This window comes from Microbacterium rhizomatis, assembly GCF_008710745.1.
Classification (GTDB): domain Bacteria; phylum Actinomycetota; class Actinomycetes; order Actinomycetales; family Microbacteriaceae; genus Microbacterium; species Microbacterium rhizomatis.
The window spans coordinates 154,533-170,194 of the sequence record NZ_VYSA01000004.1; the positions used below are offsets into that span (position 1 = coordinate 154,533).

A 15,662-nucleotide genomic window follows, 5' to 3' on the forward strand; every position below is an offset into this window, starting at 1 on the left:
TCATGCAGATCCCCGCTGCCGCCTTCGCCGGCAACCTCACCTGGACACGCACCGGTGTGATCTGGGCCACCTGGCGCCTGCAGGGACTACCCCACGGTCTCGGCACCGAAGAGATGTCCAGCCTCGTCCTCTCCCAGCACCAGGCGCTCTTCCAGTCGCTGCGAGGCGAAGCCCTCCTGCTCGGCTTCTGCGCCGCAACCGACCCGGTCGACATCGTCGACAAGATGCTCGCCGGCGTCGACATCCGCGACGCGCCCGCCTGGGCCGAAGAATGCGCACTCACCCTCGATTCCCTCGAGGAGATCGCCCTCGGAGAACGGGTCTACTGGTTGTCCATCCCTCTCGCGGCAGGCAACTGGCGCACCCGATCACGCGCCACATGGCGGGCCGGGTTCAACCAGTTCCGCGAACAACTCGCCCTGCCACGCACCGCACCCACCAAGAGCGAAGTCGCCGCAGCCACGGCCGCTGCCACTCAACTCGCACATCGCATCCCCGCCGGCTTCCAGGCACGCCCTGCCACAGTCGCCGAGCAGATCTGGATCGCGTTGCGCTCGCAGCATCGTGGACTCGTGCTCGACGGCGCCGCACCGGACGAGGCGCCTGGGATCGACGAGGTCCCCGCCACTCAGCTGCCCACAGCGATGCCGCGACCCTGGCTGGACGAGGGTGGCCAGTCAGACCTCTCCCCTGCGGAGCTCAAGCGCTTCCTTCCGTTCAACCGTCGTTACCTCAAGGTGCAGAGCCCTCACTCCGAGGATCCCAGCTACCAGGTCATGCAAGCCGTCGTCGGCGGCCCCAAGGGCGGATGGGTGATGCCCGGGGTGGAGTGGATCAGCCGTGTCGAGCAGTACGAGATCGACGTCGACTGGGCGATCCGCCTGACCGTCACCTCGGCCGAGGCGGTCAAGCGTCGCAACAAGCGCGCCGAAGAGCAGCTCATCGACCAGGTACAGCAGCAGTCCGGTACCAACGCGATCACCGGCAGCGGCGCTGACCTCATTGAGATCGGTGAAACGCTCGCCGCGTACCACGCCTCACTCAACGTCTCCGACAAAGAGGTCGAGGTCGAAGGCACCGTCATCCTCTCCGTCGGCGGTCCCACACCAGACATCGCTCAGGCACGCGCACGCTACATCGCAGCCGACTACAAGGCGAGTGACTTCCTCCTCGAAACCCCCCTCGGCGGCCAAGAAGAACTGTGGTGGGCCATGCAGCCAGGCACCCCCACATCACGGATCGTCCGCGACCTGGCTCAGATCACCACGGGTCGAGAGTTCGCCTCCGGCCTCCCCATCGTCAGCTGCTCGCTTGGCGATGATCGCGGCATCCGCCTCGGCGACAACATCACCACCGGACGGCACACCCCGATCCTCATCGACCTGCACGGCAACATCCGCGCCGACTCCTCCGGATCCTTCGGTGTCGTCGCCGAGCTCGGCGCCGGCAAGAGCGTGCTGCTCAAGGCGATCGCCGGCGATGTTCTCGACCGCGGCGGCCGGATCGTCGCGATCGACCGCACCAACGCCCGCGAATACGCCACCTTCGCCCAGTCCCTCGCTTACGACCAGGAAGACTCCGACGTCCACACCCGCAAGATCGTTCGCGTCGTCGACATCCTCGAACCCGAATGGTCTCTCGACCCGCTGCGTGTCCTCGGACCCCGAAAGGGCGCCCGCATGGTCCAGTCCCTGTTCGCGCTGATGCTCAACGTCGACCCCGTCGAGGCGCGCGGCGTAGAGCTCTCCCGTCTCCTCGAGTCGGAGTACATGACTGAGCACAAGATCGACAGCCTCGGATCGCTCATGACCCACCTCGGCACCCTCCCCGACAACACCATCGCCACCGAACTTCTCCACCTCATCCGCGTCGTCGCGACCAAGGAGTTCGGAACGGTCCTGTTCGACGAGACCATCCCCGCCCTCGATCTGCAGGCCGACGCGATCGTGTTCACCACGCGCGGCCTCCCCCTCCCGGACCGCGCGGAGGTCGAGAAGGAGCACCTGTTCAAGCAGCTGCCGCTCGAGAAGAAGTTCGGTCGCGCCATGTACGCCGTCCTCACCCAGCTGACCCGTGAAGCCTGCTTCATGGACATCTATCGACTGGCGCTCGCGATCTTCGACGAAGCACACCACATCACCGTCAGCCGCGACGGAGAAGCCGAGCTGCAGACCTTCTTCCGCGACGGTCGCAAGCACGGCGCAGCCGCCGGCGTCGGCTCCCACGACCCCGCCGACTTCGGCGACGACGTGACCCGCGGCCTCATCAAGACCCGATTCGTGATGCGGCAGACCGACGAAAAGCTCGCCCGCCGCGCCATCGAATGGCTCGGTCTCCCCGTCACCAACGAAACCGTCCGCGAGGTCACTCAGAACCTCAGCCCCATGGGCGCGGACCGACAGGTCGCCGCAGGACGCCGCGGCGAAGGCCTCATGCGCGACATCCGCGGCCGCTACGGCAAGTTCCGCAAAACCCTCCCGGCACGACCCGACCGCCGCCAGGCGGTCATGTCCACACCGTCCGTCACCGCGGAGACACCGTGATCACCTTCTACGCCACCTCGTTCCACACCCTCAGCCGGTGGGGTCTCCGAGCACGCGTCTGGGCCCACACCCACCCATGGCAAGCCCGGACCCTCACCGTCCTGCTGCTGATCACCTACTTCACCGTCGTCACCGGCCAAGCAGCACACGCCTCCTGGCTCCTCCCGGAAGGAACCACGTTCACCGACAGCCACGGCGTCCCCATCGAGGCGTACGCGACGATCAACGTCAACGCCGGCGACATCTGGACCCCCTGGAAGGTAATCGCCAACTTCGTCGTCCAGCTCGTCTGGATGCTGCAGTACTACCTCACCACCGCCATCATCTGGCTGTTCAGCTTCCTGCTGTCCTTCGAGTGGGTCGGCTGGCTGGCAACCCCATTCAACGCGCTCGCCGTATGGCTGCAGAGTGTGCTGTCCGGCGTCGGATGGATCCCGTTCGCTCTCACGATCGCTGCGCTCGCCGGCGGCGCGGCGATCCTGTTCGGGAAGACCTCGGCGGGCGTCTGGGAGCTTGTCATCGCGCTGGTGATGTCTGTGCTCGCTGTCGGTGCGCTGGCCAATCCGGTCGCGACACTCACCGCGGCCGGAGGCATGCTCGAGAAGGCACAGGAGTGGGGTGGGTCGCTCGCCGCGGCGATCGTGGTCGACGACACTCAGACCTCCGTCGACGTCGACACGATGTCGGCCGCGGTGAGCTCGCAGCTGGTGGACGTGTTCATCCGCATTCCGCACCAGGTGATCTCATACGGAATGGTGCTGCCCGATAACTGCCAGGAGCCGTACACGGCGGCGATGACCACGGCCGACCCGATCACCGGGATCGTCTCGGGCAGCTACGCAGCGTTCTCCAGCTGCCTGCCTGACTTCGCCAAGTCCGTGTCGGATAACCCCGGAGCGCTGAACATCATGTTCGCGTTCGTCAACAGCGGCGGAGTCACCACGCTGCTGATCTTCGCTCTGGCGATCGCTGCCCTCCTGCTCGTATCGGTCTTCTTCTTCCTCGTCGCCGCGGTGAAGTCGATGATCCTGGTCTACCTGGCAATTCTCCCGATCAACCGCGAGCCGCTGTGGCGGTCCATCAGCGACACGTTCATGGGCCTGATCAGCCTGGTGGTGATGACGTGCTTGCTGTCCCTGTACCTCAAGCTGACGACCTGGATCATGACCGCCAGCGGAGGGATCCCACACAACTTCCGGATGATCATCCTCTCGCTGCTGCTGATCATCATGGTGGTCCTCATCTGGCGGGCGCGGAAGGCCACTCTCAAGGCGGGCCGGATGACGGCCGGGCCCTTGAGCCGCCTCGGATTGGGGATGAAGGGAAGTCCCCGGGACGCTAATGCACTGCTCAAGATGGGTGCCGTCACGAGCATGGCCAAGAACGCATACGACCTCCTCAAGCGGGACGGATCCAAGCCGACACAGGCCGCACCCACCGCTGCAGCGCTTCCCGAGTCAGAGCCGATTCAGCTCCGGCAGGTACCCGACGCACCTCAACCCCGGCCGACGCAGGGCGCACTGACGGCTGGCGGCCGCGCACACGGCGGGTCCGGCGCCGGAGTGCCAGGGGGTGGGCCGCGTCCTCACGGCGGCGCGGCCGCGCGCAAGGCGATCAGCGCTGGCACGACGGTTGTCAACGTCGTCAAGGGTGCTGCGGCCGGCGGGGTTGCCGGCGCTGCCACTGCCGCTGCGGCCGAAGCAGGGAAAGGCCTCGCAGGACGTGCTGCGCGCGCCGCGACGCAACGGGCGCAGCGAACCGATGTCGGCGAGCTCAAGGTCGTCACCGTGCCGGAAGCACCAAGCCGCATTCAGGTCGACAAGGACGGCGTCGCGACAGCTCGCCGCATGCCGACAGTCGTCCACGACGTGTCCTCCCTGCCTTCAGCCCCTGCTCCCTCCTCCCCCCGTGCTCTCGAGCGTCGTCGACAGCTGGAGGCGTTCCGGCCCAGGGAACTGACCCGCGAATGAAGAAGCTTCTCCTCCTCGCCGCGTCTCTCGTCGTCGTCCTCGTCCTCGGCGCCGGAGGCTTCGTCATCGTTGCGATGGGTGCTCTGTTCTCTTCCGCGGCCGCGGCCGGAAGCTCAAGCGGCTGCGTCCCCGCCACGGCTGGCACAGTCGGCCCTGCGCCCACGGGAGCACCGCCCGCGCCGAAGCCTGCCTCGTCGACGGCAGCCGCCTCTACAACCACCACCGCGCCGGAGTCACTTGAAATCCCCCTCGGGAACAGGACCGTCACCCTGCAGAGCAAGCAACTCGCGATCGCCACCTCGATCATCACCGTCGGCCGGCAACTGGGTGTGTCCGATAAGGGGGTGAAGGTCGCGCTGATGACAGCGCTGCAGGAATCTGTGCTGCGCATGTACGCGAACTCCTTCGTCCCGGAGTCTCTCAACTACGACCACGACGCCGTCGGCAGTGACCACGACAGCGTCAACCCGTTTCAGCAGCGCGCGGGCTGGGGAACAGTCGCCGAGCGGATGAACCTGGACTACTCCATCCGCGCATTCTTCGGCGGCAAGGACGGTCCCAACGGCGGCTCACCGCGCGGCCTCCTGGACATCCCCGGGTGGGAGACCATGACCCCCGGCGTCGCCGCCCAGACCGTGCAGGTCAGTGCCTACCCCGACGCGTACGACAAGTGGGAAGCCGGCGCCGATCTACTGATCGCCAAGCTCGGTGGCGGCATCAGCTCCGGCTGCGGTACAGGCACCATCGTCGGCGAGATGGCGTTGCCGCTGGACCAGCCCTACCAAATGACCAGCGGATACGGGCCCCGAGACGTCGACGTTCCCGGAGCGTCAACGTGGCACGCCGCGATCGACCTGCAGAACTGGCCCAACAACTGCGGCGCCCCCGTCTACGCGATCCTGCCCGGCGAAGTGACTCTCTCCAGCGCCCTCTGGCTCTCCGTCAAACACCCCGACGGGTTCGTCGTGTCCTACCTCCACATGTACAAGTCGGACCGCCTCGTCGACGTCGGCGACCAAGTGACCGCAGGACAGCAGATCGGGAAGGTCGGCAACGTGCCGCCGAGCGGCGGATGCCACCTGGATCTGCGCATCAACGTGGCCAACAACACCAGCGCCGAAGTCGCGAAGCTCACCCTCTCCCAGAACGAGACACGCATGCGCTCAGCGACCCTCCCCGAACACCAGAACTTCGTCGATCCCGAGCAATTCATGCAGCTGTGGAGCGTCGAGGCCTGCCCCACTGACTGGTGCCGGCGGCTGTAGCCGCAGCTCGAGTTTGTCGACTCGAGCACCACAGCCAGACCCCTTATGGAGTGAACGCGTACCAGCGCAGGAGGAACACATGAACACCGACGACGACCGCACCATGCTGATCCTCACCCTGCCGATCCTCTTTCTCCTCCTCGGCCCCGGAATCCTCGCCTCCTTCCTTCCCGACGTACGCGCCCTGCTCCTCGAGGCGGACCTCCTCGTCGACGAAAACGTCGTGATCCCGATCGCTGACGGCGTCGGCCTCGATGCAGCACGGATTGTCATTCTCTGCGGTCTCCTCATCGCACTGCTGACCCTGGGCGCGGTGGGAATCAAGCGGCTCCACGCCCGCCGCGACGAGAAGGCAACCCGCTGATGTCTGTACGCGCCACCACCGCCGCCCTCCCCCGCATCAACCCGCCTGTCCTCGCGGTCGGAGCGCTTCTGACCGGCATGCTCCTCGCGATCGGCGCCGGCATGATCCTCGAGCTGCCGATCATCACACTGATCCTCGTCGGCATCATCGCCGTGGCTCTCGCCGCGGGCATCATCGCCGTACACATCCGCACAACACGACGCCAGGAATCCCTCGACCTGTGCCTGATGCGCCTCTACGGGACTCTGGGGTGGCCGAATCCGGCCCGGGAGCAGCTGGTCGCTACCCGGTGGCGTGGCGGATGGTTCGGCAAGCCCGCGCGGCTCCTGGTGCGTTACAACCCGATCGCCGACGAGTCGTTCCCGGAGATCCTCGGAGAGACCAAACGCCTCGCTGAGCGCGCCTTCGACAGCCGGTACAAGCTCAGCAAGCACAAGCCTCGCAAAGGCTGGTTCCAGCTCGCCTTGAACACGGAGGAGACCGACACCAGCAAGGATGCGCAGATCGAGCGTGTCCACACCGTGATCGCAAAGACCTTCGGCGGGGATGCCAAGGCATCCACAAAGTTCGTCGACGACAAGCTGCGTGAGATCACCGTGCGCTACGAAGTGACGCCGCGACTGTCCTCGAGCGCGCTGCGCGGCCGCATTGAGTCGCAGATCTCATCAGTGCTTCACGGCCGCTGGCGAGCCTTCTGGGATCTGCAGAACGACACGGTACGCCTCGAGGTACGACCCGACATGTCTGGCGTGATCTTCAACCCCAACACCGCCCCCTCCAGCGTCGACCCGCTTGCCACGTACGACGAACTCAAAGTGCCTTTCGCCGTTGACGAGGACGGCAACACGATCTACTGGCGTCCCAAGCGCGACCCGCACGGTCTCATCACGGGAAAGACCGGTGCCGGCAAGACGGTAGCGATGCTCGGCATCATCCAGTTCCTCGCCGCGCAGGGGTGGGAGATCTGGGGCATCGACGGCAAACGCATCGAGCTGCTCGGTCTGCGCTCCTGGCCGAACGTGCGGATCATTGCCGGTCGCATCGATCACCAGGCGCGCGTCGCGCACGAGGTGTTCCGGACCATGCAGCAGCGCTTCGAGGACTACGAGAGCGGCCGGATGCGCCTCGAGGACTTCACCCCCGTGCTGTTCCCCATCGACGAGTTCAAGACCTTTAAGAACGCCGCCACCCGCTGGTACCGCACCGTCAAGCCCAAAGGCCCTGGAACTCAGCCGCCGGTGCTCGAAGAAATCAGCGACTTCATGTCGCTCGCCCGCAAGGTGCGCATGCATGCGCTGCTCGGCCTCCAGCGCCCCGACGCGGAGTTCCTCACCGGTGACATGCGCGACAACTTCGGGTTCCGCGCATCCTTCGGACGCCTCTCCCCCGACGGCGCCCAGATGATGTGGAACTCCTACTCGATTGGCGTCACCGTGCCCGTGAACGCCAAGGGTCGCGGCATCGCCTACGACGACCACGGCACCCCTGTCGAGATCCAGGCCTACTGGACCCCAGACCCTTACCAGACCGAACCCGAACACCCCGAAAACTGGGTCTTCCCCGACGACGTCAAGCTCGTCCGTCAGATCACGCCAAAGCAGACCATCCACCAGCTGATGGGGATCATCGACCCTGAAGATCAGGCCGACATCGACGGCACGGGCGCCGACGGCGTGCCGGACTACAACGACTACATGGCCACACGGATCGTGCCAGCCGACCGCGTCGATGAGCTGCAACGCAGAGCAAGCGGCCTCATCACCGGCCTCGAGGAAGACAAGCGCGTCGCCGAGCTTGAACGTATCCAGCGCGAAGAAGCAGAGCCTGAGCTCGACGACGCCGAGGAACTTTTCGCCGGCTACACGCAGCCCGACGAGCTCGCCGTTGAAGAAGTACTCACCGACGATGGCACCCTCGGCCGCGACGGCATGCTCGCGCTCGTCGACCCCGACACCAATACCTGGGGCCTCGTCGAATCCGCCGGCTACGACGAGTTCGACGAGGGGTACATCGCCTTCACCTACCGCGACTTCGAGACCGGCGAACCTGGAACGCTCTCACTGCCCTCTGATGGCTCCATCACCGTACGCACGCCTCGCGTCTGACATGCGGGTGCGAGCCGAACCCAAAGTGAGCACGCACCGGAACGTCACCCATGCACGGAACTTCGACACGAATTCTGCGAGCATCTTTGACCCACAATGCAAGCGAATTTCGACTCCCGATGCACCGCCTGATGATCGTTCACAGCGTCGAGAGCAGTCGCCCAATTCCTCGAAGACGACTTCGTGGTCGCTGACGCCGCCAGATGGCGCGTACGCAGCCGTGCCGGCGTGGAGTTCAGCGCGCGCTTGGTTGGCCCTAGTCGCGCACAGCCTGACTTCCGACCGGGCAACGAAGCTGCGCGAGAAGAGAATCTCTGTGGGCAGCGTGATGCTTGTCGCTCGCGCAGACATGGCCACCGCCGACGTACGAACAGGCCGGGGCGTCAGCACATCGCATCAGACTGTGGCTCAGCGACTGGGCATGAGTAGGCGCACTGTGGGCGAAGCTCGCCGACTGCTAGAAAAGCTCGGCCTGGCAACCACCATTGTCATGGGACGTCACCTCTCTCCCGCTGAGCGAAGCCAAGCCAGGCAAGCTCACGGTGGTTACCAGGAAGCGGCACCATCTGTGCGCGCTCTCACTATGCCTCGCCACAGGCGATCTGTGGATACTTGCCACCTACCTCGTAGAGGTTCAGATCTTAAGAAATCTCCCGTCGAGAAGTTGTTAACAACGCGCGCCGAGGCGCGCAGGAAGACCTCTGCGCGGCCTGGACCGAATACGCAGCGGGCTCGACGAATCATTTCGCCCGGTTCGCCGCGCTCCATCGACATCCAGCGCTTTGCCTGGGCAGTCGCCCGAAACTACGGGCTTGATTCTGGCAGCTCAACAACGCGCATCGGTGCTCTGCATGGTGGACGGCACATCGGGCAGCTGTGCAACATTCTCGAGCGGTACAACGTCACCCCAGAGCGATACACGCTCGCAACGTTGCGCATCGAGATCGATGAAGCGTTGGCCGCATCGCATATTCGACCGCTCGAAAACGGTCAGAAGCGCGACCGAATTGCGTACTTCGCCTGGATGCTGGGGATGATGCGAACCAACAACCCCGGCGAAACCCGCCTAGAACGGCAAATGCGGGACCATACCCACCGGATGAGGCAGCGTCGCGATCACTTTGCCGCCACTAGGGCGGCCGCGGAGCAGCAGCAGCCGACTGCGAATACTTGTCAGACCGGTAGGCACGCGATCACGGAAGACTTGCGTCACCACCCTCCCCTGCAGCGGGCAAGGAAGGCCTCAGACCGCGGAATGGCAGCGAAGGCGCTCGTCCTCACGTTGATCGGAACCTCACAGCCTCTCTATGCCGCGCCCGCACGGACTCAACAGTTGGTCGGCGCGATCTCCACCCTCGGAAGGATGCTCGCCGATCAGCGCTGGCATTCATCTCATGACGCCATGGCCCGTGTCGCTCGATGGAGTCGCCCCGACACCGGGGGCGAGATCGCAATCAAGATCCGCGATCCCTACTCCGACGTTGCTCAAGTCATCGTTCAGCTCCCCCGCCTCATTCAGTTGCCACCCGATATCGAGGAACAGATCTGTTTCCTTCAACAGACGCAATGGCAAGTCTCGGCGGATCAGAAGCCCCTAGAGCGGTAGGAATTCGCGACTGTCATCGACCGCACTCGGCAAGGCAGTCAGACAGGGACGGTGGCGACTGTACTTAGCACTTATGCGGGCGTGTGCTCTCCTGGGCGCCATGCGTCGGGTGAAATCGACTGGACCGCGACTCGCCCCGAGATGTCTGCTGACTGGTGAGCGTGGGTCTGTCCGCGGCTCGAGACGGCTTCCGGCCGGACTCGGCGCGAACTTGCGGACTGCGCCTCACGGATGACTGGGATTGACCGTGTGATCGTTGTTGTTGTGCTAGCTAGCTACCTAGAAGGATAGTTGGTTGTTAATCTTCCCTGAGCCCCCTGGGACTAGCCTGCGGAGTTCGGCAACGCGCTCCAAAACCCAAGCCCTGTTCATGCCCAGCGGGCGGCAGCAGGAAAGGTGCGGTGTCCGGCGATCCAGCAGGCTGCACAGCACGCGATGATCGTTGACGAGCGCGCAAATTTCTGCCCCCCATAAGACGCATAGTGCCTCAGGGCACTACAGCGATCTTGATTGATAGTGAATACACTCTGGGTAGCTAGCACGCATGATAGCTAGCACGTGGGCTGTCTAGTGCACTTACTGCTGAGAGTGCTAGGTACTTCGCTAGCGAACTAGGTACTATGAATTAATGTTCTCTGGCTAGCTAGCCAGCAGGCTAGAAAGTGAGGTCGGCGAGCATGCAGACAGTTATGGTGTACAGCGAAGCAGGGGGAGTCAAGAAGACGACGACTGCCGTGAGCTTGGCAATGGTCGCAGCCGAAGGTATCGCCGGCACGGGGAATAGCACCGAGTCCCCAGTACCGTCCCGACGTGTCGTTCTCATTGATCTGGATCCGCGCGCAGCCGCAACGAAGTGGCTTGGCATCACACCCGTGGGCGATGGACTTCACGTGGGCGCCATCTTGGGCGCCAAGGAAGACCCCACGGGCTGGGCAGCCGACCTTGCGGTCACTAGCCGGTGGAGTCAGAACTTGCGAGTCATCCCAGCCGCCCGAGAGCTGAGCAACCGTGAAAGCGAACGCGACGACTACGCCGAATGGCGCCTAAAGTCGTCGCTGACCGACCTCGATGCAGACCTCGTGGTGATCGACTGCGCCAATCGCCAGGGTGGTCCCCTTACTGTCTCTGCGCTGCACGCCGCGGACACCGTGCTCTATGCAGCTACCGCGAGTGATTCTGGCGTAGACGGAGTCACCGGCGCGAAGCTGTCTGTGGCAAAGTTCCGTCACCACATGTCCCAGATTGGTGCCGTCACGAGCATTAGTGAGATTGGCGTTGCGGTCACCCGCGATGGCACCGGCTTTTTGAGCTTCAGTGAAAGAGATGCGATCGAGCAGCTACGAGAGTTGACACCGATCATTGAGCCGATCGTGCCCCACCTGTCTATCGTTCCGGAGAGCCGGATGGCGGGGGAGTGGTTCGGGAACTATCGCAAGGGATTAGCCGTGCGAGATAGCTACGCGGCAATCATGAGGAAGGTGATTCGATGAGCATGGCGGAGCGCCCGGACCGACCGGCACGAACCAAGCCTGTTCCCACTGATGATGAGGGTGTCGACCCCATCGAGTATCGACCCGCGCAACCTGCGGCGACCCCTTCGGCTGTTCCCGCGAGCGCTGCAGTTACCGCCGACGCCGTCGTTCCACCTGAAGACCCCACTGGGACCAGTGGGGTCGTGGGAACTCAACCTGTACTGCGAGGTCGGGAGCTCACAGTGCAGCTCGCCGCGCGCGTAAGCCCAGATGTCACTGACCTGGTCGACCGCGCAGCTGCAATGACAGGACGATCCAAACGCGATCTCGTAGAAGACGCAATCAGAAACGCTCCATGGCGAACATAGCCAGGGTTCAACTGACGGAACGGGCGTGCGGGGAAGTCACACCGTGAGTGCAGGAGCATTCACCGGCTACGTCGTCATCGCCCTCACGCTCACACACCTCGCGCGCATGATCTCCGTCGCCGACAATCTCGCGTGGAACTTGCGGGTAGCGCATCACCCTAGGTCTGCCGACACCTAGATCGAAGCGCCATAGAGGGTCCTGACCCGACTGGCACAAAGATCATTCACAATGCGGCTGCGATACCCGCGCGCTGCTCCTGACTTCGTTGGGCCGATTCCCAGTGCAAAACGGTGGCGCTCTTATTCACGGAACCACCAGCGCTGAAGCCGTTCGAGCGCACCCGTGCAACTGACAGTCGGTGCAAAACGGTGGCGGCAAGTTCGCTCCGCGACATCATCGCAAATTCGGGTGCATGCAGGATTTCAGTGCAATCTGGTGGCGGTAATAGCAACAGACGAACGCATGCGGTTCGCAATACCCCGGTGCAATCTGGTGGCGCTGTCAGGCGCGATTACGAACACTGGTCGAGACGGCGCGCGCTGCCTGAATGCCTTAGAGCTACGTGTTCACGCAGGTGCAATCTGGTGGCGGTTATAGCAAGAGACGCGCCCCATCCGTTCGCGACAGAACGGTGCAGTCTGGTGGCGCCTAGGGCGCCTCGAAGTGCATGACTCCTCCGCTGAGACCGTCACAGCCACGAAGTGGCTGTGGTGCAATTCGGTGGCGGGTGTCGCCTAAGCGAACAGGCGTTGCCCGTCCTCATCAGCCACGGCAGCAACACGCACCTGGTGCAACCTGGTAGCGCGTTGGCCCAGATTCATGCGGAACCTGTCCGGTCGGCCTTATCCGTCGAAAAGGCTCCCCGGGCGAGGAAAAGCTCGTGCTGAAGTGCCGCTCTCCACCAACTTCAATCATCTCGTGGAAGCGGTAGGCGTTTGACGTGCGAAAACCGTAGCCGCCCTGTGGTCACGTTAAGACTTAAGTTCGTTACAGGGGAGATCTATAGGTAAGAACTACAGGGGGCGAAATTATCGAGTCCCTCGAGCCCTACTCTCGACTGGTATCCAAAGGGTGTTGCACACCCGCCTCGCGCCACCAGATTGCACCTTACGTGCCACCAGATTGCACCCCCAGCGCCACCAGACCGCACCTTCCGCCACCAGACTGCACCGGTTATCCACCGGCAGATCTGTGGATAATCGGTGCAGAACGGTAGCTAAGCGATGCGAGATGCTGTGGCGCCTTGCACCGATGGATCTGCCCGGAAATACAGGCAACACGCCGAGTCAGATTCAAGCCTGTGGCGCTTCGAGGGTGCATGCTCAATCCCAACGAAGGGACGTCCACATGACGACTGAGCACAACTCGACGACGCGCGAGCAAGGCCCATTGGTCGTCCCCCGCAACGAGCTTCGGCTGGTGAACTACGGATCGCTCTTGGAACAGAATCCTGGTGTCCAGGACGTGGGTTTCACCGCCAAGCTCTGGGCTCAGGTGAGCATTCCGTACAGCGAGCCGCCGGCGGGCACAACGGTCTGGGAGCGACGCAACGGATCCGTCACTTTATCGATGCGCCCGGCACGTATCGCAAACCGACAGACCGGCGTTCGCGAAGACAAATTTCCATTCGGTGTCGCACCCAGGTACATCCTGACTTGGATGGCAACTGAAGCAACCCGAACCAACTCCCGCCATCTTGAGATCGGCGGAAACGTGGCCGAGTTCCTCCGCAAGGTGGGCATGACCAAGAATGGCTACAACGCCACGAACACGACGAACCAGATGCATCGGCTGTTCGGGGCAGATGTATCCGTCGACGATCAGCTAGCAGGCGTCGGCGGGCAGCGAGGTATGGCCGCGGCTAAGTTCCCGATCGCCGATGCCTACCAACTCTGGTTCAACAATGACGATCGCAGCGGCGACAACGACGGCCTGTGGTCCAGCGAGGTTGTGCTCAGCAAGCAGTACTTCGACGCGATCCAACAGGCCTCGATCCCCGTGGACTTGAACGTCCTACGGTCGCTGAAGAACAGCCCAATGAGCATCGATATTTACAACTGGGCGACCTATCGCATGATGTCTCTCAAACGCGATACGAAGATCAAGTGGGAGGACCTGGCTGTTCAGTTTGGTTCGAACTACGGTCGTCTTCGCGCCTTCCGGTCCGCGTTCGAGAGGAACGCCCACAAGGTGTCACTCGTCTACCCGTCGCTGCGTTACGAAGTATCAGCCGACTACTTGACGATCAAGCCTTCGCCCACGCACGTTCGTCGACTAGATCGCAGCGCCACCAAGCTACATATCGCGTCCTGACTGAACGTGTGGCCATGAAGCTGATTGGCGTGCCCGACATATCGGGCCACCCGACGATCTGGATCAACGCGGATCACCTTGTCAGTGTGCAATCCATCCTGCGAACGGGCGAACGGGCGATCATGCTCGAGGTCGAGCTGAAGATCGACGGCATGCCACTGATGAGGATCAATCTCGGACCGCATGACGGTCGCGTAGCAGCAGAGACCGCCTTCACGGAATTTCTTGAGCAGCTGCAGAACTGATCACCTCAGGTCTGGCAATCTACGTCTGCACACCGCGCCTCGGTGCATGGGGCCGGCCTAGCCCCGGAGGTGATCCCTGCTGTGGAATTCCAAGGACGGCTCGCTAGACAACGATTCTGCCGCGGACGATTTGCAGGCGTCCGCGGAGGATCAACCAGCGCGAATCATCACGGCGGGGCCTGCAGGAAGCGCCTGCAGGCCCCCACACGCTGGCGAAGGCCCGAACCAACCAGGGAGGCAGATGGCGCGGCACGGCGCGCACAGGGTCGTGTGACGCTACATAGACGGTGAGACGCGAGCTCGCGTCGTGGCTGCGCTTGAGATCACCGCGCACCTGGAGGAGACGAGCCGTTCAGTGCGTACGTCGAGACGGCACTACTGAACGAAGCGGTTCGCCGCGAGCATCTCTACAACGGCGGCGAGGAGTTCTCTGCCGCGGGGAAGCTGCAGCGTGGTCGCCCTGTGCATGGCTGAATACACACAGCCAGGTGGGTGTATCGCACAGCGCCGGCATCACTGTTCCGGAGGCGCAAACGCCCCTAATGGAGAGCTACGCTCACCTCATGTGCGGCCGCTTTTCACTTTCGTAGAAGACGGATGAACTGATCTCCGAGTTCGTCGTCAAGGGCGGATAGCCCGACGACTGGCGTACCACCCACTCAATTGCCCCGACCACCAACGTTCCGATCGTCCGCCAGAGAGCCGAAGATGGCGACATCCGGCGAGAACTCACCCTTGCCCGATGGGACTGGCCCAAGCCCGCGAACCGCCCTGGGGGCGGCCCAATCATCAATGCCCGGATCGAGAAGCTGCCGACCGGTTTCTGGGTGGGGGCGTTCTCCAACAGCCGCTGCATCGTTCCCATGGCGCCGGGATACTTCGAGTGGACTGGCCAGAAGGGCAGCGAGCAACCACACCTGATCGCCGGTGAAGGTCTGCTCACGGCCGCGGATCTGACCTGGACGACCGAGATCGCGGGGGAGCGCCAGCGGGTATTCGTCGTCATCACCAGGGAGGCGAGAGATGCATCTGGCGATATTCACGACCGGATGCCAGGGTTCCTCTCCGACGATCTCAGAGACGACTGGCTCAACCCCACGTCGCTCACCGTCGAGCGAGACAGTGCCAGCTCGAAACGGAACCGGCTGGAGCTGCTCGACGAACTCGACGCCAGCTCGAGCGTGATCGCTTCGACGATCCGCACGCATCCGCTCGACCCGCGACTGAACAACGCACGCTCCGTCGACCGGTACGACCCGACTCTGCTCGAACCGATCAACTGACCCAGTCGGCCACGGGCGCGGAAAAGTGCTTGAAAAATGCAAGCAGGCCTCGCCGCCTCAAACGTGACGACCGACGACACGTTCCGTGTATTGGGGAGAGGGCCTGTAGGTCTGAGCCTCCGCATCT

General features: G+C 63.5%; 9 protein-coding genes and 1 pseudogene. All 10 read left to right on the top strand.

Features of this window, described 5'->3' with window-relative positions; all coding sequences use genetic code 11:
• Positions 1 to 2: 2 nt before the first annotated feature.
• On the top strand, positions 3 to 2,543 hold the full coding sequence (locus tag F6B43_RS16695) for an ATP-binding protein (RefSeq protein ID WP_150450137.1): 2,541 nt from the start codon (positions 3 to 5) through the stop codon (positions 2,541 to 2,543).
• The gene (locus F6B43_RS16700) at positions 2,540 to 4,513 is read left to right on the top strand and encodes a hypothetical protein (RefSeq protein ID WP_150450138.1); all 1,974 of its coding nucleotides are present in this window, start codon (positions 2,540 to 2,542) and stop codon (positions 4,511 to 4,513) included. Before F6B43_RS16695 ends, F6B43_RS16700 begins: the two co-directional genes overlap by 4 nt.
• Positions 4,510 to 5,778 (top strand): M23 family metallopeptidase, encoded by a 1,269-nt coding sequence (locus F6B43_RS16705; RefSeq protein ID WP_150450139.1) that lies wholly within the window; start codon positions 4,510 to 4,512, stop codon positions 5,776 to 5,778. Before F6B43_RS16700 ends, F6B43_RS16705 begins: the two co-directional genes overlap by 4 nt.
• 79 nt (positions 5,779 to 5,857) lie before the next feature.
• Positions 5,858 to 6,142, top strand: a complete 285-nt coding sequence (locus F6B43_RS16710) for a hypothetical protein (RefSeq protein WP_150450140.1) — start codon at positions 5,858 to 5,860, stop codon at positions 6,140 to 6,142.
• Entirely contained in the window at positions 6,142 to 8,247 is a 2,106-nt protein-coding gene (locus F6B43_RS16715; RefSeq protein ID WP_150450141.1) for an FtsK/SpoIIIE domain-containing protein, read from the top strand. The genes F6B43_RS16710 and F6B43_RS16715 overlap by 1 nt, the downstream gene beginning before the upstream one ends.
• Before the next feature lie 931 nt (positions 8,248 to 9,178).
• Positions 9,179 to 9,853 (top strand): hypothetical protein, encoded by a 675-nt coding sequence (locus F6B43_RS16720; RefSeq protein WP_150450142.1) that lies wholly within the window; start codon positions 9,179 to 9,181, stop codon positions 9,851 to 9,853.
• Between the two features lie 689 nt (positions 9,854 to 10,542).
• The gene (locus tag F6B43_RS16725) at positions 10,543 to 11,343 is read left to right on the top strand and encodes a ParA family protein (protein WP_246160022.1); all 801 of its coding nucleotides are present in this window, start codon (positions 10,543 to 10,545) and stop codon (positions 11,341 to 11,343) included.
• Between the two features lie 1,698 nt (positions 11,344 to 13,041).
• Positions 13,042 to 14,007, top strand: a complete 966-nt coding sequence (locus F6B43_RS16735; RefSeq protein ID WP_170285713.1) for a replication protein RepA — start codon at positions 13,042 to 13,044, stop codon at positions 14,005 to 14,007.
• Positions 14,008 to 14,021: 14 nt separating this feature from the next.
• Positions 14,022 to 14,252, top strand: a complete 231-nt coding sequence (locus F6B43_RS16740) for a hypothetical protein (protein WP_150450146.1) — start codon at positions 14,022 to 14,024, stop codon at positions 14,250 to 14,252.
• A 653-nt stretch (positions 14,253 to 14,905) separates the two neighbouring features.
• Positions 14,906 to 15,535 (top strand): annotated as a pseudogene (locus tag F6B43_RS16745) (SOS response-associated peptidase); the annotation flags it as partial.
• Positions 15,536 to 15,662 lie beyond the last annotated feature (127 nt).